Source organism: Kribbella solani (assembly GCF_014205295.1).
Lineage (GTDB): Bacteria > Actinomycetota > Actinomycetes > Propionibacteriales > Kribbellaceae > Kribbella > Kribbella solani.
Window position 1 is genome coordinate 6,681,688 of the sequence record NZ_JACHNF010000001.1, and the last position, 18,824, is coordinate 6,700,511.

At 67.8% G+C, this 18,824-nt stretch carries 18 protein-coding genes; 14 read left to right on the forward strand and 4 right to left on the reverse strand.

The features are described 5' to 3' along the window. Positions 1–4 precede the first annotated feature (4 nt). The 4 genes from HDA44_RS30895 to HDA44_RS30910 form a co-directional block, all read right to left on the reverse strand. Positions 5–871 (reverse strand): carbohydrate ABC transporter permease, encoded by an 867-nt coding sequence (locus HDA44_RS30895; RefSeq protein WP_184840446.1) that lies wholly within the window; start codon positions 869–871, stop codon positions 5–7. Then, entirely contained in the window at positions 868–1,866 is a 999-nt protein-coding gene (locus HDA44_RS30900; protein ID WP_184840448.1) for a carbohydrate ABC transporter permease, read from the reverse strand. The genes HDA44_RS30895 and HDA44_RS30900 overlap by 4 nt, the downstream gene beginning before the upstream one ends. Then, a complete protein-coding gene (locus HDA44_RS30905) occupies positions 1,866–3,203 on the reverse strand; it encodes an ABC transporter substrate-binding protein (RefSeq protein WP_184840450.1) in 1,338 nt (445 codons plus the stop codon). Before HDA44_RS30905 ends, HDA44_RS30900 begins: the two co-directional genes overlap by 1 nt. Before the next feature lie 470 nt (positions 3,204–3,673). Further along, positions 3,674–4,318, reverse strand: coding sequence for a NeuD/PglB/VioB family sugar acetyltransferase (locus tag HDA44_RS30910; RefSeq protein ID WP_184840452.1), 645 nt, complete (start codon positions 4,316–4,318; stop codon positions 3,674–3,676). Between the two features lie 152 nt (positions 4,319–4,470). On the opposite strand from HDA44_RS30910, the gene HDA44_RS30915 reads away from it, so the two are divergent. The 14 genes from HDA44_RS30915 to HDA44_RS30980 all read left to right on the forward strand — a co-directional run bounded on the left by HDA44_RS30915 (position 4,471) and on the right by HDA44_RS30980 (position 18,740). Further along, entirely contained in the window at positions 4,471–6,153 is a 1,683-nt protein-coding gene (locus tag HDA44_RS30915) for an apiosidase-like domain-containing protein (protein ID WP_184840454.1), read from the forward strand. Further along, the gene (locus HDA44_RS30920) at positions 6,150–7,340 is read left to right on the forward strand and encodes an enolase C-terminal domain-like protein (RefSeq protein WP_184840456.1); all 1,191 of its coding nucleotides are present in this window, start codon (positions 6,150–6,152) and stop codon (positions 7,338–7,340) included. Before HDA44_RS30915 ends, HDA44_RS30920 begins: the two co-directional genes overlap by 4 nt. Next, on the forward strand, positions 7,337–8,203 hold the full coding sequence (locus HDA44_RS30925; protein ID WP_184840458.1) for an SMP-30/gluconolactonase/LRE family protein: 867 nt from the start codon (positions 7,337–7,339) through the stop codon (positions 8,201–8,203). Before HDA44_RS30920 ends, HDA44_RS30925 begins: the two co-directional genes overlap by 4 nt. Continuing rightward, positions 8,200–8,877 carry an SDR family NAD(P)-dependent oxidoreductase gene (locus HDA44_RS30930; protein ID WP_184840460.1) on the forward strand — a complete coding sequence of 226 codons (678 nt, stop codon included), beginning with the start codon at positions 8,200–8,202 and terminating at the stop codon, positions 8,875–8,877. The genes HDA44_RS30925 and HDA44_RS30930 overlap by 4 nt, the downstream gene beginning before the upstream one ends. A 17-nt stretch (positions 8,878–8,894) precedes the next feature. Continuing rightward, a complete protein-coding gene (locus tag HDA44_RS30935) occupies positions 8,895–9,908 on the forward strand; it encodes a zinc-dependent alcohol dehydrogenase (RefSeq protein WP_184840461.1) in 1,014 nt (337 codons plus the stop codon). Between the two features lie 90 nt (positions 9,909–9,998). Then, positions 9,999–10,988 (forward strand): dTDP-glucose 4,6-dehydratase, encoded by a 990-nt coding sequence (rfbB, locus tag HDA44_RS30940; RefSeq protein WP_184840463.1) that lies wholly within the window; start codon positions 9,999–10,001, stop codon positions 10,986–10,988. Positions 10,989–11,007: 19 nt separating this feature from the next. After that, a complete protein-coding gene (rfbD, locus tag HDA44_RS30945) occupies positions 11,008–11,874 on the forward strand; it encodes a dTDP-4-dehydrorhamnose reductase (RefSeq protein ID WP_184840465.1) in 867 nt (288 codons plus the stop codon). Positions 11,875–11,963: 89 nt separating this feature from the next. Next, entirely contained in the window at positions 11,964–12,866 is a 903-nt protein-coding gene (rfbA, locus tag HDA44_RS30950; RefSeq protein ID WP_184840467.1) for a glucose-1-phosphate thymidylyltransferase RfbA, read from the forward strand. Beyond that, a complete protein-coding gene (locus HDA44_RS30955; protein ID WP_184840469.1) occupies positions 12,863–14,104 on the forward strand; it encodes a glycosyltransferase in 1,242 nt (413 codons plus the stop codon). The genes rfbA and HDA44_RS30955 overlap by 4 nt, the downstream gene beginning before the upstream one ends. A 34-nt stretch (positions 14,105–14,138) precedes the next feature. Continuing rightward, a complete protein-coding gene (locus HDA44_RS30960; protein ID WP_238352590.1) occupies positions 14,139–14,735 on the forward strand; it encodes a dTDP-4-dehydrorhamnose 3,5-epimerase family protein in 597 nt (198 codons plus the stop codon). An 11-nt stretch (positions 14,736–14,746) separates the two neighbouring features. Continuing rightward, complete coding sequence (locus HDA44_RS30965; protein ID WP_184840471.1) at positions 14,747–15,790, forward strand: nucleotidyltransferase family protein; 1,044 nt, start codon at positions 14,747–14,749, stop codon at positions 15,788–15,790. 183 nt (positions 15,791–15,973) lie between these two features. Further along, the gene (locus HDA44_RS30970) at positions 15,974–16,798 is read left to right on the forward strand and encodes a succinylglutamate desuccinylase/aspartoacylase domain-containing protein (RefSeq protein ID WP_184840473.1); all 825 of its coding nucleotides are present in this window, start codon (positions 15,974–15,976) and stop codon (positions 16,796–16,798) included. Further along, entirely contained in the window at positions 16,795–17,895 is a 1,101-nt protein-coding gene (locus tag HDA44_RS30975) for a pyridoxal-phosphate dependent enzyme (protein ID WP_184840475.1), read from the forward strand. Before HDA44_RS30970 ends, HDA44_RS30975 begins: the two co-directional genes overlap by 4 nt. A gap of 89 nt (positions 17,896–17,984) precedes the next feature. After that, positions 17,985–18,740 (forward strand): SDR family oxidoreductase, encoded by a 756-nt coding sequence (locus HDA44_RS30980; RefSeq protein WP_184840478.1) that lies wholly within the window; start codon positions 17,985–17,987, stop codon positions 18,738–18,740. Positions 18,741–18,824 lie beyond the last annotated feature (84 nt).

Here is an 18,824-nt window from a genome sequence, read left to right on the forward strand (position 1 = left end):
TGCATCAGTCCACCGCGCCGAGAGTCAGGCCGGCTCGCCAGTAGCGCTGCAAGGCGAGGAACGCCCCGATCAGCGGCGCGGTCGACACGAACGATCCGATCACGACGAGCAACTGCACATGAGGATCGAGTTGCGACTGCCCCTTCCAGGCGAACAACCCGAAGGTCGCGGGGTACAGGTCCTGGCTCTGCAGCATCAGCAGTGGAAGGAAGAAGTTGTTCCAGATCGCGACGAAACCGAACAGGTACACGGTCGCCAGACCGGGCAGCATCAGCCGTTGCGCGATCGTGGCGAAGATCCGGAACTCCCCGGCGCCGTCCACCCGGGCCGCTTCGATGATCTCGGTGGGTACGGAGGAGTCGGCGAAGATACGCGAGATGTACACGCCGAACGGGCTGACGATGCTGGGCAGCAGCACCGCCCAGTACGTGTCGACCAGGTGCGCTTTCGAGAAGACGAGGAACAGCGGCAGGGCAAGTACGGCCGCCGGAACCATCACCGCGCCCAGGATCAGCGAGAACAGGAAGCGCCGTCCGCGGAAGGAGAACTTGGCCAGATAGTACCCGGCCATCGACGACAGGACGGTGCCGATCAGCGCGCCGACGCCCGCGTACAGGGCGCTGTTCAGCAGCCATCTCGCGAAGATCCCATGGTCGTAGCCGAAAAGCGCGCGAAGGTTCTCCATCAGATGGAATCCGCTGAACCAGAACCCGTTGGTGGTGGCGAAGTCGCCCTGCAACTTGGTCGCCGTGACACTCAGCCACCACAGCGGCATCAGGAAGTAGGCCGCGAATACGGCGAGAACGATGCCTACGACAACTACCCAGAAGTGGCCGCGGATTCGATCGGCCGGAAGTACCGCGGTGCTCATCGGTCCGCCCTCCGCTGCAGGATCTTGAGAAAGCCGAACGACGCGGCGAACGTGATCACGGCCAGCGTCACCGACAGGGCCGCCGCGTACTGGTACTGGTCGGCCGAGGCGGAGTTGTAGGCCAGCATGTTCGGTGTGTATCCCGAGGTCACCTCGGAGGTGATGGTGCGGAAGATCATCGGTTCGGTGATCAGCTGGAGTACTCCGATCATGTTCAGAATGGCCGTGAACACAATCGCCGGCCGTACCAGCGGGATCTTGATCGACCACGCGATCCGCAGGTCTCCGGCGCCGTCGAGCCGGGCGGCCTCGAACAGTTGCGGCGGTACCGACTTGAGCGCTGCCAGCAGGATGATCGCGTTCGATCCCGCGTAGGTCCAGACCGCCACGTTGCCGATGCTTGGCAGCACGAGGCTTGGACCGAGGAAGTTCACATGCAGCCCGGCCTGGTAGAACGGCGAGGTGCTCGGGTCGAGCAGCGATCCCCACATGATGGCCGCGACCACGCCGGGCACGGCGAACGGCAGGAAGTAGGCCAGCCGGAAGAATCGGCCGAGCCGGACCCGCGGCGAGTCCAGCAGCAGGGCCAGCAACAGTGCGAGTGCTCCCATCAGCGGCACCTGGATCACTCCGAGCAGCGCGACCCGGCCCACGCTGGACCAGAAGTCAGGACTACTCAGCACCGCCGCGTACTGGGTCAGACCGCCGAACTTCGTCACCGTGGTCCCGAAGATTCCCCCCACGCGCTCGGTGACCTGCGTGCTCTGGATCGCCGCGTAGACGACAGGTCCGACGTAGAAGAGCAGGAACGGGACGAAGAAGGGCAACAGGAAGCCCAGGCCGATCAGCCAGGACCTCCGCTTGCCGGGTCGCTGCTCCGCGGCCGGCCGGACGCTGCGATCGAGCGACGGCCGGACGGCGGCGGTACGTTCCCCGCCATGGCGGGAGCGGTGCAAAGTGTCTTCGGCATCGGTCGCCGAGCTGGTTTCGATCATTACTGACCACCGCCCCGCGCATCCACGCCGCGCGCCTTCAGATCGTCGACCGCCTTACGTTGCGCGGTCTCGAGCCCGGCCTGCAAAGTGCCCGAACCTTTGAGCGTGCCGGCGATCGCGTCGCCGACTCCGTTCGCCACCGTGGTCATGTTGGGCGCCCACTGGAAGCTGGTGTCGACGGCCTTCGACGAGTCCCGGAACACCTGCCAGATCGGCTCCGAGCCGAAGTACGCGGGCTTGGCGCTCATCTCCGGCAGGGCGAGCGCGTCGGTCGACGGCGGTACGCTGCCGAGGGCGATCAGCTGCTTCTGTGCCTCCGTGCTGGTCGCGATCCAGGCCGCGAACTCGGCCGCCTCGGCCGGGTGCTTGCTGTCGGTGAAGACGACGTTCGCCGAGCCCCCGTAGTTGGCGCTGGCCGGCTTCGCGACGTCCCATTGCGGCAGCGGCGCCACCGCCCACTTGCCGGATGCGCCGGGCGCGTTGGCCTGCAGTACGCCGGTCTCCCAGCTCGCGCCGATCATCGTCGCCAGCGTCCCGTCGTTCATTCCCTTGAATTCGGCCGGAGTGAAGGGCTGCACGGTGGTTGTGACCAGGCGCTCGTCGACCAGCCGCTGCCAGTAGTCAGCCACTTGGCGTGCCTTGTTGCCGGTCAGATCGATGGTGAGGTGATTGTCCGCGTACTCGAACGGCCGGGCGCCGTTCTGCCACATCAGCCCGAGCAGGATGTACGAGTGACCGGCGGTGAAGTTGGTGAGGTGCGCCGCCGGGTCCGCGGCCTGCAGCCGCTTGCCGACCGCCTCGTACTCGGCCCAGGTCTTCGGCACCGTCAGGCCGTACTTGGCGAAGACGTCCTTGCGGTAGTAGAGCGCCATCGGGCCGGTGTCCTGGGGCATCCCGTAGACGCCACCGCCGCCGAAGGTGATCTGCTGCCAGGTCCACGGTACGAGTTTCGCCCGGGTGTCGGCGATGCCCGGACAGGCGGAGATGTCCTTGAGGCCGTTGATGAGCCGGAAGCCGGGCAGATCGGTGTAACCGATCATGCCGACATCGGGCGCGGTGCCGGCCTTGAGCGCGTTCGTCATCTGCTGGACGGTGTTGACCGAGACATCCTTCATCGTGACGTGGATGTTGGGATGCGACGCGTTGAACGCGGTCACGATCTTCTGCGCGTTGAGGCCGAAACCCCAGTAGGTCAGTTCGACCTTGCCCTGAGACGGTGCGCACGGATTACTGGAAGCGCCGGCAGCGGGACTGTTCCCGCTACTGCCGCAGGCGACAAGGGAGACCATCGCGAAGGTGCTCATCGCAACTGTGGTCAGAGAGAGGCGGCGGTTCATGTCTAGGCTCCTTTGAATGATGCCTGGCGTGGTACCCGGCTCAGGGGCTTTCCCCGGGGGCAACATCCGATGCACTGGACTCCGAGGCGAGTTTGGAGACGTGCCCGGCGGTAGCATCCAGCCGCCCGCGCCGTGAACACACGGTCGCGGGTACTGGCGCGGTGCGCGTCAACGCGCGGGTGGAGTCCCTGCGCTCGATGGTGTGAACGCGCCGATCACATCGAGTTCCGGCATGCTGCGCCGGACACGGTCGCGGTCCGTCATCGACCCACCTCCTCAGGGCTGGAGTTGGCACGGAGCGGTTCGACCCGGGGCCCTCGATCCGGAGCCGCGGCCCGGAAGGGGGCGCGGGAGATCAAGCCTCGTGGTTCATCAATTGAACTCCGTGTTTCATTCCAGTAAATGAATGCTGTCCTGAGCTGTCAAGGGCGGGGCCTGGATGCCCGGTCCTGGCCGGTCGGGGCAGCGACTCAGATCGCGTTGATGTCGCGGGCCGGAACGCCGGCGACACAAGCCCGGGGCGGAACGTCCGCGGTGACGACGGCACCTGCCCCGACCGTCGCGCCGGCGCCGATCACCCGCCGGGGCAGCACCACCGCGCCGGCGCCGATGAAAGCCGCGGCCTCGATCACGACGCCGCCGCCCAGCATCGCGAGCGGACTGAGTACGACGTGGTCGTGGATGTCGCAGTCGTGCCCGACGACCGCGTTCGCGTTCACCAGTACGTGCCGGCCGAGCCGGGCGTCCACCTGGATGCGGGCGCCGGGGAACGCGATCGTGCCGGCCCCAAGAGTCACGTCGTCGTCCAGCGTCGCGTCCGGGTGCCGGAGCGTCACGGGTTGCCGGCCCCAGCGGGTGGCGGACAGGTCGACCTGTCGCCGGACGAGAGGCTTGCCGACGGCAATCACATAGCCGGCATCGGTGCCGGCCAGTACTTCGTCGCCACCGAGGATCGGGACACAGCCGCTCGGTCGCGGCGACCGGGGCAGATCGAGATAGCCGAGGATCCGGTACGGGTCCCCGGCGAGCCCGGCGATCAACGACCGGATCTGCCGGGCGATGGCGCCCGCGCCGACGACGACGAGCGGCCGGGACTGGATTCGCGGGACAGCCATGGCTGTGATCGTGCCTATTGGCCGGACCGGGAACCAGTGGGTCTCTTTTCGCCACCGCCGTGTCCCACGCCCGGCCGCGCTTGCATGGGTCGCGGGGCCACCCTATTCTGCCAAATGAAACCGCGATTTCATTTTGACTGAAAGGTGATGCCATGGCTGACATCCAGGCCGACGGCGGTGAGGTGACCGAGATCCGGCTCGGACCGGTCGCGGACAGTGACGGCTTGGTCGATGTGTGGTTCACCGAACCGGACGGCCGGCGGCTGGTGGTGCCGGCGTTCGCGTCGGGCGGTGAGTGGAAAGTCCGCTACTCGTCGCTCGCGGCGGGGACACATCACTACGAGGTGGGAACCCCCACGGTGCCGAACCTGGCCGGCGTCGCCGGGACGATCGACGTGACCGCGCGGCCGGATCAGCAGAGACTCGCGGCGCGCGGGCCGCTGCGGATCGCACCGGACGGGCGGCATCTCGAACACTCCGACGGGACACCGTTCTTCTGGCTCGCCGACACCTGGTGGTACGGATTCGCCGAGCGGCTGCAGCTCACCGAGTTTCGTGAGTTCGCCGCTGCCCGCGCCGAGCAGGGTTTCTCGGTCATCCAGATCGTGGCCGGCCTCTATCCGGAAAGCCTGCCGCAGGCTGCCGCGGCGCGGAGCCGGAGCGGGTGGGTGTGGGACGAGGAGGCGGGTGCACCGAACCCCGAGTGGTTCGACGAGGCGGATCACCGGATCGCAGCGCTTGCCGACCAGGGCCTCGTACCGTGCATCGTGGGTGCTTGGGGGCACTACTACGAGCTGATGGACAGCGGCCAATTGGCCCGGCACTGGCGGGAGATGATCGCGCGCTGGGCGGCGTACCCGGTTGTCTGGTGCCTGGCCGGCGAAGCCTCGCTGACGCCGGCGGTCGACGTGGACGATCCGGAGCTGAGGTCGGCGCTGGAGGCCGAGACCACCGAGGAGGCCTTGCGGGACCTCGCCGCGCACGAGCACGCGACGATCGAGCATCAGTTGAAGACGCTCAACGATGTGGCTCGGACCGTCCGGTCCGCCGATCCGTTCGGCCGGCTGGTGACGATCCATTCGGTGCCGTTCGCCAAGCCGTGGGAGTTCCTGGAGGACGAGAGCGTGGTGGACTTCTGGCTGCTGCAGACCGGTCACCAGGGCCACCAGGCGCTCGCACCGGCCGTCGACCAGATGCAGGCCGCGCTGGATCACCGGCCGGCGAAACCGGTGATCAACGGAGAGCCGTCGTACGAGGGGATCGCCGGCTCCAGCTGGCAGGACATCCAGCGATTCATGTTCTGGAGCCATGTTCTCTCCGGAGCCGCGGGGCACAGCTACGGTGCGCACGGGATCTGGGGGTTCAACACCTCGAGCGTTCCGGGACTGTACTCCGGACTCGCGCCGCACTGGCGTGATGCCGCCGACCTGCCTGGAAGCCGGCAGCTCGGCCTGGGGCGGCGCATGCTGGCAGCGTTGCCCTGGCACGAGTTCGAGCCGCACCCCGAGTGGCTCTCGCCGTCGGCGCACCCCGGCGATCGACTGCTCCCGTACGCGGCCGGGCTGCGGGAAGGACCCCGGGTGTTCTACTTCCCTCCGAACGCCTACCTCACCAACTGCTTCCGGTACTCGGCCATCTGGTTCCACGAGCTGGGCGACCGCCGGTGGCGGGCCGAGTTGATCGATCCAGTCACCGGAGCCGTGGAACGGGAGTTCGTGGTCGAGCCGGAGCCCGACGGCTCGGCCCGCCTGGTCGGCGGCGCCGGCTTCCTGACGCCACTGCCGAGCTGGGCGGATTGGCTTGTGGTCCTGCACCCCGAGGGAGGGCCGCGATGACGAAGATCGTCGACGTGCGGTGCCGGCTGTTCGAGGCGCCGGGCGGGCCGTACCAGGTGATGTACGCGAATCCCCTGCGGGCCTGGGATGGAGCTCCGGCGGCGGAGGGGTCTTTCGGGTTCCACGAATGGATGACGGTCGAGGTCGAGCTGGCCACCGGCGAGATCGGTGTCGGCAATGCCGCGTTGAGTCCGCGGCTGGCGATCCAGGTGGTGTCCAGGCAGCTGGCACCGCTGGTACTCGGTCAGAGCTCGGCCGACCGGGAAGCGCTGTGGCAGCGGATGTACCGGACGATCGTGCCGTTCGGACGCCGAGGGGTGGGAATCGCGGCCTTGAGCGCGGTCGACATCGCGTTGTGGGACGTGGAGGGGAAGCGTCTCGGCGTACCTGTTTATGACCTTCTGGGTGGGCTGAAGGCGGCCAGGACCCAGGTGTACGCGAGCCAGCTGTACCCCACGGAGGACCTGGAGGCACTGGCCGCCGAGGCGAAGAGGTACGTGGATGCCGGTTTCGGCGCGATGAAACAGCGGTTCCTGTACGGGCCGAAGGACGGCCGATCCGGTCTCAGCCGGAATGTCGAACTGGTCCGCGCGGTCCGGGAGACGATCGGCTTCGACATCGACCTGGCCGCGGACGCGTACATGGGCTGGGATCGCGAGTACGCGTTGCGGATGGTGCGACTGCTCGAGCCCTACGACCTGCGCTGGCTGGAGGAGCCGCTGTTGCCCGACGACATCGCCGGCTACCAGGCAGTGCGGGCGGCGAGTCCTATCCCGATCGCGGCAGGCGAGCACGAGTCGACGCTGCCCGCCTTCTACCAGCTGATCACCAGCGGCGCGGTCGACATCGTCCAGCCTGATGTGAACCGGGTCGGTGGTCTGACGGCAGCGCGGAAGGTGAGCGCGCTCGCCGAGGCCGCGGGCATCCCACTCATGCCGCACGCCGGGCAGGTCCACAATTATCACTTGGTGGCATCGCAGCCCGCCTGTCCGATGGCGGAGTACTTCCCGGTGAATCCTGAACCGCTGGTCGGCAACGAGATGCCGCATCTGTTGTTCGAGGGGGAGCCGAAGGCGGTTGACGGGTACATCGAACTGAGCCGGGCTCCTGGGCTGGGGATCAGCATTGCGCCGCGGAGTCCGGTGCGGGAAGTGGAGTTGGGTGATCGGTCGGAGGATCTTGGATGAGTGGAGTGGCGGATCAGGGGCTTGGGTGTGAGGGGCTGCTTCGGGTTGGGGGTGAGGTTCTGGAAGGGCCTTGCTGGGATGGGCGTACGGGGCGGCTGTGGTTCGTGGACATTCCGCGCGGCACGATCTTTTCGTACGGGTGGGCGGACCGGCGGCTCGAGCGGGTTGATGCCGGGGAAGCGGTGAGTGCGGTGATTCCGCGGGTGGAGGGTGGTGCGGTCGTCGCGTGCCGGCGGGGGGTGGCGACGTTGGCGGGGGATGATCTTCGGCTGGGGATGTTGATCGACGAGGACATCTCCTGGATGCGGACCAACGACGCGAAGTGCGATCCGTACGGGCGGCTCTGGGTCGGCACGATGGCTGATGACGCGAGTCCGCGGACCGGCAGTCTGTACCGGATCTCGGCGGACTGGACGCGTACGACGGTGCTGACCGGGGTTTCGATCAGCAACGGGCTCGGCTGGAGTCCGGACGGCCGCCGGATGTACTACATCGACAGCCCGATCAAGACCGTCGACGTACTCGACTACGACCCGAGCACCGGAAACGCAGTGGCTCGACGAGTTCTGATCGACACGGCGGAGTACCCCGGGATGCCGGACGGGATGGCGGTGGACGCCGAGGGTTGTCTGTGGGTCGCGTTCTTCGGCGGTGGCGCTGTCCGCCGCTTCTCACCTGGAGGTTCCTTGCTCGCAACCATCGAAGTTCCCGATCGCTACGTGACCAGTTGCGCGTTCGCCGGTCCGGAGCTCGATCACCTGGTCATCACCACCGGGCAGGGGCCGGATTCCGCGGCCGGTGGCAACCTTTTCGTGGCTCGTCCGGGCGTACCCGGGTTGCCGACGGCGGCGTTCGCCGGATGACGCGTACGGCGCTGGTCACCGGTGGCTGCAGTGGGATCGGTCTCGCGGCCGCGAACAGATTGCGAGCGGACGGGATTCGGGTCCTGACCGCGGACCTGGCTCCGGATGCGGATGTCGCCGTTGACGTGTCGTCCGCCAAGGACGTCGCGGACGCGGCCGGCTCGATCGGCGCGGTCGACATCCTGGTCAACAGCGCGGGCATCGTCGGTCCGAACGCGCCGTTGTGGGAGATCACCGACGAGCAGTGGGACCGGGTCATCAGGGTCGATCTGACCGGGGTCTTCAACTGCTGCCGAGCGGTGATCCCGGGCATGATCGAGCGCGGCTGGGGCCGGATCGTGAACGTGGCAAGCATCGCCGGCAAGGAGGGCAACCCGAACCTGTCCGCGTACTCGGCGGCCAAGGCGGGCGTGATCGGGCTGACGAAATCACTCGGCAAGGAGCTGGCGACCAGCGGCGTACTCGTGCATGCGATCGCGCCGGCCGTGATCTCGACGCCGATGAATGCCGGTACGGCGCCGGAGACGTTGCGGTACATGATCGACCGGATCCCGATGGGCCGGCTCGGTGAACCGGATGAAGTTGCCGAACTGATCGCCTGGTTGTGCTCGGATCGGTGCACCTTCTCCACCGGATCCGTGCATGACATCAGCGGCGGCCGGGCCACGTACTGACCGAGTGGGGTGAGCTGATGCGAGCGTTCGTGATCGACGGTCCGGGGTCGGGATCGGTTCGCGACGTACCGGAACCGAAGGCGACCGGAAACCGCGTGGTCGTCGACGTCGAAACCGTGGGTCTGTGCGGAACGGACGTCGAGCTGTTCGCGGGGACGATGCCGTACTTCCGCCAAGGACTGCTGACGTACCCGGTCCGCCCCGGGCACGAGTGGGCCGGGACGGTTCGCGAGATCGGGCCCGAGGTGACGTCCGTCCAGCCCGGCGATCGCGTCACCGGCGACACGTTCGTCGGCTGCGGTACGTGCGAACTCTGCCGTACCGGTCGGCATCATCTTTGTCCGGTGCATGACGAGATCGGTGTACGGGACGGGTTGCCGGGCGCCTTGGCCGAGCGGATCGCCGTACCGGAAATCGCGGTGCACAAGCTGCCGCCGTCGATGTCGGCGGCGGTGGGGGCGTTCATCGAACCGGGCTCCTGCGCGTTGCGCGGGGTGCGGGCAGCGCGGGTGCGTGACGGCGCTGCGGTACTCGTTTGGGGTACGGGCACGCTCGGACTGCTCGCGGCGCAATTCGCCCGTGCTTTGGGTGCTTCGGTTTGCGTTGCCGGTGTTGTTGCCGAGCAGCTGGACCTGGCGCGGCGCCTTGGCTTCGACGATGTCGTACGGCCCGAGGACCTGGGTGGCCGTCAGTTCGTCAGCGTCATCGACGCGACCGGAAGCACGACGGTGCCTGGCCAAGCCATGAATCACATCGCTCCAGGCGGTGTACTCGCATTGCTCGGCGTCGCGCCGGAGCCGGGCGTGCTGGACGTGAATCGCCTTGTTCTCAACGACATCAGCGCGATCGGCGTCCTTGGTGGATCGGCCTGCATCGACGATGCGATCACCCTGCTCCAAAGCAATGGTGTCGATGTCCACCCGATGATCGCCGGCACCGTCGCGCTGGATCAGGTGGCCGAGATCCTTTGCAATGGTGGAAAAGTAGCCGGAACATGCGCTCCCAAGGTGCAGGTTGCCCCGTCCGCCTAAGGAGTGCGGTGTAACTAGCCCTGATGAGTTGACCCGCCGCATCGCCGTACGCTCCAGGCACCGTTGGGAAACTCGGGCAGGGGAGCGCCAATGCGAGTCCTGATCACCGGTGGAGCCGGCTTCATCGGTTCGCACTACGTCCGGCGGGTGATGGCCGGCGCGTATCCGGCGCTCCGCGATGCCGAGGTGATCGTGCTCGACAAACTCACCTACGCCGGGAATCTGACCAATCTCGCCCAGGTCGCGGGCAATCCGCGGTTGCGCTTCGTACGCGGCGACGTCTGCGACGCGAGCCTCGCGGCCGACGTGACGACCGGCGCCGACCTCGTCGTGCACTTCGCGGCCGAGTCCCACGTCGACCGCTCGATCCTCGGCTCGGCCGACTTCGTGCTGTCGAACGTGCTCGGCACGGCAACGATGCTGCGGGCCGCGCTCGACGCCGGGGTGGACAAGTTCGTCCATGTCTCCACCGACGAGGTCTACGGCTCGGTCGATTCCGGTGCGTCGACGGAGGAACAGACACTCGAACCCAACTCGCCGTACTCGGCGTCGAAAGCCGCTTCGGACCACCTCGCGCGCGCGTTTCATCGTACGTACGGGCTTCCGGTGTGCATCACCCGCTGCTCGAACAACTACGGCCCACACCAGTACCCGGAGAAGGCCATCCCGCTGTTCGTCACCAACCTGCTCGACGGGCGGCCGATCCCGTTGTACGGCGACGGCCGCAACGTCCGTGACTGGCTGCACGTCGACGACCACTGCCGCGGCATCCAGCTGGTCGCCGAACGCGGCCGCGCCGGCGAGATCTACAACATCGGCGGCGGCACGGAGCTGACGAACCACGCCCTCGTCGGCCGCCTCCTGGACGCTCTGAACCTCGATTGGTCAAGGGTGGAACACGTACCGGACCGCCAGGGCCACGACCGCCGCTACAGCGTCGACATCACCAAGATCAGCACCGAACTCGGCTACCGGCCAACCATCGACTTCACCACCGGCCTCGCCGAAACAGTCCGCTGGTACACAAACCACCGCTCCTGGTGGGAACCCCTCAAACACTCGGCGGATCTGGCGCGCTGATACCTGACAGGAGGCGCTCATGGTGCGCTGGCTGGTGACCGGATCGGGCGGCCGGCTGGGGCAGGAGTTGGTGCCGCTCTTGCCCGCGGCGAACACCTTGGCATTGCGGAGACACGAGCTTGATGTCACCGACAGGTCCGCGGTGCTGGATGCGGTGGCGGGGCAGGACATCGTCGTACACCTGGCAGCTTGGGTGAACGCCGATCGCGCCGAGACGGAGCCCGCGGCCGCGATGGCGGTCAACGTGGCTGGTGCCGCGAATGTCGCGTACGCATGTCAGGTGCACAAGGCGCGGATGATCCACCTTTCGAGCGACTATGTCTTCGACGGGAAGGCGACGGAACCGTACGCCGAAGACGCGCCGGTGCGGCCGATCTCCGTGTACGGCAAAGGGAAGGCACAAGCCGAGCGGGTTGTCATGGAGCAGCTGCCGCGAAGCGGGGTGATCTTGCGTACCGCCTGGTTGTTCGGTGCGTATAGCAACAACTTCGTCACCACCATGCAGCAGCTGGCCGAAGTACGCGACCAGGTGGACGTCGTGGTCGATCAGATCGGGCAGCCAACCTGGACCCGCGATCTCGCCGAGCGAATCGTCGAGGTCGCGCGGATCGATGCGCCGGCCGGCATCTACCATGCGACGAACGCCGGTTCGGCAAGCCGGTTCGAGCTCGCCCGGACCGTCTTCGCGGCCATCGGGCAGGATCCGGCCCGCGTCCGCCCCACCACCTCGGATCGCTTTCAAGGTGCGGCCAGACCCGCGTACTCGGTGCTGTCCCACGCCGGCTGGCAGCGCGCCGGACTGCCGCCGATGCGGCACTGGCGAACTGCTCTGGCCGCCGCGATGCCGGCGATCCGGACGCTACGACCGCCGCGCGCGCGGCACTGATTCGGTCGGCTGAATGCGACTCTGGCGGCGAAGGCGTCCGGAAGGCAGCATCGATAGCAAGGAAATCCGAGCCACGGAAGGCGATTCGCATGAAGGGCATCGTGCTGGCCGGTGGTAGCGGGACGCGTCTCTTCCCGGTGACTTCGGCCGTCTCGAAGCAACTACTGCCCGTCTACGACAAACCGATGATCTACTACCCGCTGTCCGTACTGATGCTGGCCGGCATCAGGGACATCCTGATCATTTCGACGCCGTCGGACCTGCCGAACTTCTGGCGGCTGCTCGGCTCCGGCGATCAGTTCGGAATCCGGCTCAGCTACGCCGAACAGCCCAGCCCGAACGGGCTCGCGGAAGCATTCCTGATCGGACGCGAGTTCATCGGCAACGACGACGTCGGCTTCGTACTCGGGGACAACATCTTCCACGGCCAGGGGTTCTCCGGCCTGATGCGGCGGGAGCTGACCGATCTCGATGGCTGCGTGCTGTTCGGCTACCCGGTCAACGACGCCCGCCGCTACGGAGTCGGCGAGGTCGACGCCGACGGGCGCCTGGTGTCGATCGAGGAGAAGCCGGCCGAGCCCAAGTCGAATCTCGCCATCACCGGGCTGTACTTCTACGACAACCAGGTCGTCGACATCGCGCGCGAACTCAAGCCGTCGGCGCGGGGCGAACTGGAGATCACCGACGTCAACTCCGCCTACCTGCGCAGTGATCGCGCGAAGCTGGTCAATCTCGGCCGTGGGTTCGCCTGGCTGGACACCGGAACGCACGAATCGTTGCTGGAGGCATCACAGTTCGTCCAGGTGCTCGAGCACCGGACCGGCGTACGCATCGCGTGCCTCGAAGAGATCGCGCTCGGGATGGGATACATCAGCGCGGAGGAGTGTCTGGCGCTCGGCCGGAAGCTGTCCACTTCGCAGTACGGCGACTACGTCGTCGCGGTTGCCTGTGCGGCATCGCCAGGGCTGGACCCGCTGGAGCCGATTCGATGAGGGTGCTGATGCTCACGCACTTCAGCCGTGGTGACGTGCAGCCGTTCGCCGCCTTGGCGAAGCTGCTCGAAGAGTCCGGGCACGAGGTGACCGTCGGTGCGCCGGGCACCTCGGACGCGCTGCTTCGGCCGTACACCACCAACCTGATTCCGTTCGCCGACCGCGCCCGTGACATGGCGGTCGCGCCCGATGTGCGGCGCCTGCACGGTATCGGTGTGCCGATGCAGTTCATCCCCAGCGCCAGGCGTGAGCTGGACGGCATGCTCGACGACTTCGCCCGCGCGCTCGACAGCCGGCCCGATGTGGTTCTGCATCATGCCGGCCTCCCCGGACACCAGATCGCGGAAGCACTGGGAGTTCCGTCGATCCCGGTGTGCATGCATCCGTCTTACGTACCGACGAACGCCTTCGCCAACCCGTACTTTCCGTTCCGGGCGCCGCGGGTGTGCAACCCCGCGACGTACGCCTGGACGGGCTTCTATCTGCGAACGCTGTTCCCCGGCATGGGTCGGTGGCGACGCCGGACGCTCGGCCTGGCGCGGCGACGGGATCATCGCGACTCCTTGGTGCGCCCGGACGGCCGACCGGCCACCGTGCTGCAGTGTTTCACCCGTCATGTCCTGCCGGAGCCGCTCGACTATCCGGACAACGTACACACCACGGGGCATTGGCTGCTGCCCGCTGCGGACGGTTGGCGTCCGCCCGAGGAGCTGACCGCCTTTCTCGACCGCGGCGACCCACCTGTCTACGTCGGCTTCGGTAGCTCCGGCTTGACCGACCCGCGCCGCCTGGGCAACCTCGTGGCGGAGGCGCTTCGTCGCGCCGGTGTGCGCGCCGTCGTCGTCGGCGGCTGGGGCGCGATCGATCCGGCCGTACTCGGGAACGACACTTTCTATTTGCCTGAGGCACCGTTCGACTGGCTGTTCCCGCGGATGGCGGCGATCGTGCATCACGGCGGCAACGGCACCATCGGGTACGCGCTCGCGGCCGGCCGGCCGCAGGTCGCCTGCCCGTTCATCTCACCGGACCAGTGGTTCTACGCCCGGCAACTGCACGCGCGTGGGGTCGCACCGCTCCCGCAGCCGCACCGGGACCTGACCGTCGAGGGCCTCACCGGCGCGATCTCGCGGGCGATCACCGATAGCCGGATGGCCGAGCGCGCGGACGAGCTCGGACAGCTGGTCCGGGCCGAGGACGGCACCGCCGGCGCGGTCAAGATCCTCGAATCGATCAGCTGATTCCGGATTTCCGTCCGGTACCCACGGAGGTCGCATGCGGGACGATCCGGCCGTCGAGCCGATGCTGATCAGCGGTGCCTGGAAGTTCATGCCACGGCGTTTCGACGATCAGCGCGGTACATTTCTGGTGCCTTTCCAGCAGGATCTGATGCGGGCCACCGTCGGGCATGAGATCGAGGTCGGGCAGGTCAATTGCGCCATTTCCGCGGCCGGCGTGATCCGTGGCATTCATTTCACCGGCACACCGCCCGGCCAGGCCAAGTACGTCACCTGCCTGGCCGGCGAGGTGCTGGATGTCGTCGTCGATCTGCGCGTTGGTTCGCCGACGTTCGGGCGCTGGGATTCGGCTGTTCTGCAAGGCGTCGGCCGCAGTGCGGTGTACCTCTCCGAAGGGCTCGGGCACGCGGTCATGTCACTGACCGAGAAGTCGGTCATCGCCTACTTGTGCTCAACTCAGTACGCCCCGGAACGCGAGCACGCGATCACCCCACTCGACCCGCGACTGGGAATCGACTGGCCGGCGAAAGGCCCGGCCGGAACCATTCTGAGAATCTGCCTCTCGGACCGCGACGCCGCCGCTCCGACACTCACAACCGCTTATGAACAAGGAATTCTTCCGGCATTCGTTTAGGTGAGGACACAATGCGTGTTGACGAGGTGCTTATCGATCGGCAGGATTCGATCCGTTCGGCGCTGCAGGCGATCGAACTGGCCGGTTCGTCGCGGGCGTTCATTGTCGACGCGGCCGGCCGGTTGCTGGGTGCGGTCAGCGAGAGCGACATCCGCCGGGCCCTGCTCGACGGCGCCGGCCTCGAGTCGTCGTCGTACCCGTTGATGCAGGACGCCGGGGTCTCGACCAAGCCGGGCACCGGCCGCGCGGAGGTACTCGATCTGATGCACGCGCTCGGGGTTCGCGAGTTGCCGGCGGTCGACGCGGACGGCCGCATCGTCCAGGTGCACACCGAACGCGCGGTCGCCGGCATCCGCCGGCGGTACAACAGCGCGGTCATCATGGCCGGCGGCCGTGGCACCAGGCTCGCGCCGCTGACCGACGACGTGCCGAAGCCGATGCTGCCGGTGGCCGGCCGGCCGATCCTCGAGCGGCTGGTACTGCACCTCGTCGGCTGGGGAATCAGCCGAATCTTCATCTCGGTCAACTATCTCGGTGAGCTGATCGAGCAGCACTTCGGTGACGGTTCGGCGTTCGGTTGCCGGATCGACTACCTCCGGGAGGAACGAACGGTCCCGCTCGGCACCGGTGGTTCGCTTCGGCTGCTGGAACAGTACGGCGAGATCACCGAGCCGCTGCTGGTGATGAACGGGGACCTGCTGACGGACTTCTCCGTCGGGGGACTGCTGGACGCACATTCGAGTGAAGACGTCGTTGCCACGGTCGCGACGACGCAGTACCGGCATCAGGTGCCGTTCGGCGTACTGGAGCAGGCGAACGGCCGGCTGGCCCGCATCCTGGAGAAGCCTGCCCCGTCGTGGCCGGTGAACGCGGGCATCTACGTGCTCGATCCGGACCTGATCTCGAAGATCCCGGATGACCGGCTGTTCCCCATCACCGAGTTGCTGGATCAGTGCCTCAAGCAGGGCTGGCCGGTCGGCCTCTGGCCGATACGGGAGCAGTGGCAGGACATCGGCCGGCCACTCGAACTTGCCCAGGCGCGGGGCGAGGGCTAGCCGCCGGAACGACAGGTTCCCGGATGCGTTGCTGACCCCTATATTGGAACGGGAGTTTCGTTTTCTCGTCCAACTGGAAGGGGTGGGAACTTGCCGGCTGTGGGTGAGGTTTGGTTGGGGCGTGAGGTGTTGGTGGGTGGGGCGGTGATGGTCACCCTGGAGGGGGGTGGCGAGGGGCCTACGGTGGCGTTGCTGGGGGGTGTGCACGGGGACGAGGACGAGGGGGTGCTCGCGGTTTGGCGGGTGCTTCGGGAGTTGGAGGGGGTGGGGTTTCGGGGGGTGGTACGGGCGGTCGCGCCGGCCAACCCGGCTGCCTGGGCGGCGCGTTGCCGGCGTACGCCGGAGGATGACGCGGATCTGGCTCGGTCCTTTCCGGGGGAGCGGGAAGGTGCGCCGACCGAGACGCTGGCCGACGGGATCACGGCGGCGGTGATCGAGGGGGCGGATCTGCTGATCGATCTGCACTCGGCGGGGGTGCGGTACAGCATGCCGCTGTTCTGTGGGGTGGGGCCGGACGAGCGCGGGCTGCGGGCCGCGCGGGCGTTCGGGGCGCCGACGATCTGGCTGCATGACACCTGGCCGCCGGGACGCAGTCTGACGGCCGCGAAGGAGCGCGGGATTCCGGCCATCTACGCCGAGTGCGGCGGCGGTGGCGGCGTCCGGAGCGCGGACCTCGACGCGTACGTGACTGGTGTCCTCGCCGTGCTGTCCGACCTGGACATGCTGCCGCCACGGGGTGAGCCGGTGGTGCCGCGGTGGGTTCGGGGATCGGGGGATCTGGATGCGGGGGTCACCTCGACCCGGGCCGGGTTGTTCTCGACCACCGCGGCCGCGGGTGATCTCGTCCCGGCCGGCGGCGAAGTGGGTCGCCTGTACGGGTACGACGGCCGGCTTCTCGAGGTGATCCGGGCCGCCCGCGCCGGCGTACTGATGTTCCTCCGGAGGCAGGCGCGGGTGATGCCCGGAGATGTCCTGTTCGTGTCCGCCGGCGAGTGTGAGGGACCATGACGTCTTGTGTGCTGAACCGATTCACGGGCGACCTGCCGGAGACGAGTGAAACCGTCTGTCTGGGCGAGGGAAATACGCCGGTCGTCGACCTGCCGGTGCTGGCGCGCCGGCTCGGCGTACGGTCGGTGGCCGCCAAGCTGGAGACGGCGAATCCGACTGGCTCGTACAAGGATCGGGTGGCGGCGTTGTCGATGTCGCTCGCGCGGAGCCGGGGGTATCGCGGCTGGGTCGCGACGTCGTCGGGCAACGCGGGGATGGCGATGGCGGCGTACGGCGCGCGGGCCGGGATTCCTGGGTTCCTGTGCTTGGCCGGATCGGTGCCGCCGGAGAAGTCGTTGCCGCTGCTGGCCTTCGGCGCCGGCGCGCTGCAGGTCGTACGCGTCGACGGGGCCGGGCGGCCGGAGGTCGATGGTGCGATGTTCGATCAGGTACGGGAGGCGGCGGCCAGGCACAAGCTCTACCTGGGCGTCACGCTGCACGCGTTCAATCCGGACGGCATGCGCGGCATCGACACGATCGCGTACGAGCTAGCGGAGCAACTGCCCGATGCAACCCATGTGTACGCGCCGGTGGGTGGCGGCGGATTGCTGGTAGCGCTGGCCCGTGGGATGGCCGATCGTGGTTTGGCGCCGCGGCTGATCGCATGTCAGCCGACGGGATGCGCGCCCGTCGTCAGGTACTTGGATGGGCAGCTCCCGGCGGTGACGGTCGAAGGCAGTACGACCGGTATCTCCGCCTTGCAGTTGCCGCGCCCGCCCGATGGCGAGGCGGCGGTCGAGGCGGTGGCCGGTTCGCAGGGCTGGGGGACCGCGATCGACGACGAGGACATTCTGGCCGCGCAGCGCTGGCTGGCGTCGGCGGAGGGCGTGTTCGTTGAGCCGGCGGCGGCCGCGACGGTCGCGGCGGCGCTCGCCGACGCGGACCGCGGCCGGCTGCGAGCGGACGCCCGCCCGCTGCTGATCCTCACCGGCGCCGGCTGGAAGGACCTCGGCCGCTTCGCCCCGGACGCGTCCCGCCTGCCGACCGTCGAAGTCGGCCGGGTCTCCCAGCACGTCGATGACTGGATCGACGCGGTGGGAGCTCGTGTCGCTGATTGACGGATCGGTCGTGCCGCTGCCAAGCTGACTTTGAAACGGCAGTTCCAAAGTCAGCCTTGCGGGCTGTCCTCGACCAGGACGCGTGACCAGTGGCGCAGCGTACGGCTCTTGTAACCGGTGGCTCGACCGGAATCGGCGGCGCGATCACCGATCGGTTGCTGGCCGACGGGATGAACGTGTACGTCGTCCAGCGCACCGAGGACGAAGTGGTCGCGGCCGAGCATCAGCTGCGACTGGCGTCACGGCTCGCGCGCCTTCGGATCGGCGCGCACGACCTGAGCGACGCGAAACAGTGCGCGCGGGCGGTCGAGGCGTGCGTCGCGGAGTTCGGCGCGTTGGATGTCCTGGTCAACAATGCCGGCGTGACCGGCCCTGCCGCCGTCGATGCCCTGGGCAAGTTCACCGACGAGCGGATCGACCAGGTCATCGATGTCAATCTCAAGGCGCCGCTGCGGCTGGTCCGCGAGGCACTGCCACAGTTGACGGGCCGCGGTGGCGTGGTCGTCAACATCGGTTCGATCGCGGGGCGCCAGGCGCAAGCCGACGCCGCGGCGTACGTGGCGAGCAAGGCGGGACTGGACGGCCTGACGCGAGCCCTGGCGTACGACCTGGCGCGCCTCGGCGTACGCGTTGTGTGCGTGGCCCCGGGCGACGTCGAGACGGAGACAAGCCGCGCGGCCGAATACCTGGCCGACCGGGCCGTGGCGTGGGGCAAGGTGACCCCCCTGCGGCGCCCGATCGTGCCGACCGATGTCGCGGCCACGGTCGCCTGGGTGGTGTCCGGCGAGGCCGGCGCCGTCACGGGCTCGACGATCTACGTCGACGGCGGCTTGACGGCCTACTGAGCCGACGCGACTCCACCGTCTCGCCCCTGCCTGCCCTGGCGCGACGGTGACTGAGGGTTTGTCGGTGTAACGCGCCGCCCTTGA

Coding starts and splice junctions, on each gene's coding strand:
- HDA44_RS30895 (WP_184840446.1), bottom strand. CDS start 871: ATGAGCACCGCGGTACTTCCGGCCGATCGAATCCGCGGCCACTTCTGG.
- HDA44_RS30900 (WP_184840448.1), bottom strand. CDS start 1,866: ATGATCGAAACCAGCTCGGCGACCGATGCCGAAGACACTTTGCACCGC.
- HDA44_RS30905 (WP_184840450.1), bottom strand. CDS start 3,203: ATGAACCGCCGCCTCTCTCTGACCACAGTTGCGATGAGCACCTTCGCG.
- HDA44_RS30910 (WP_184840452.1), bottom strand. CDS start 4,318: ATGGCTGTCCCGCGAATCCAGTCCCGGCCGCTCGTCGTCGTCGGCGCG.
- HDA44_RS30915 (WP_184840454.1), top strand. CDS start 4,471: ATGGCTGACATCCAGGCCGACGGCGGTGAGGTGACCGAGATCCGGCTC.
- HDA44_RS30920 (WP_184840456.1), top strand. CDS start 6,150: ATGACGAAGATCGTCGACGTGCGGTGCCGGCTGTTCGAGGCGCCGGGC.
- HDA44_RS30925 (WP_184840458.1), top strand. CDS start 7,337: ATGAGTGGAGTGGCGGATCAGGGGCTTGGGTGTGAGGGGCTGCTTCGG.
- HDA44_RS30930 (WP_184840460.1), top strand. CDS start 8,200: ATGACGCGTACGGCGCTGGTCACCGGTGGCTGCAGTGGGATCGGTCTC.
- HDA44_RS30935 (WP_184840461.1), top strand. CDS start 8,895: ATGCGAGCGTTCGTGATCGACGGTCCGGGGTCGGGATCGGTTCGCGAC.
- rfbB (WP_184840463.1), top strand. CDS start 9,999: ATGCGAGTCCTGATCACCGGTGGAGCCGGCTTCATCGGTTCGCACTAC.
- rfbD (WP_184840465.1), top strand. CDS start 11,008: ATGGTGCGCTGGCTGGTGACCGGATCGGGCGGCCGGCTGGGGCAGGAG.
- rfbA (WP_184840467.1), top strand. CDS start 11,964: ATGAAGGGCATCGTGCTGGCCGGTGGTAGCGGGACGCGTCTCTTCCCG.
- HDA44_RS30955 (WP_184840469.1), top strand. CDS start 12,863: ATGAGGGTGCTGATGCTCACGCACTTCAGCCGTGGTGACGTGCAGCCG.
- HDA44_RS30960 (WP_238352590.1), top strand. CDS start 14,139: ATGCGGGACGATCCGGCCGTCGAGCCGATGCTGATCAGCGGTGCCTGG.
- HDA44_RS30965 (WP_184840471.1), top strand. CDS start 14,747: ATGCGTGTTGACGAGGTGCTTATCGATCGGCAGGATTCGATCCGTTCG.
- HDA44_RS30975 (WP_184840475.1), top strand. CDS start 16,795: ATGACGTCTTGTGTGCTGAACCGATTCACGGGCGACCTGCCGGAGACG.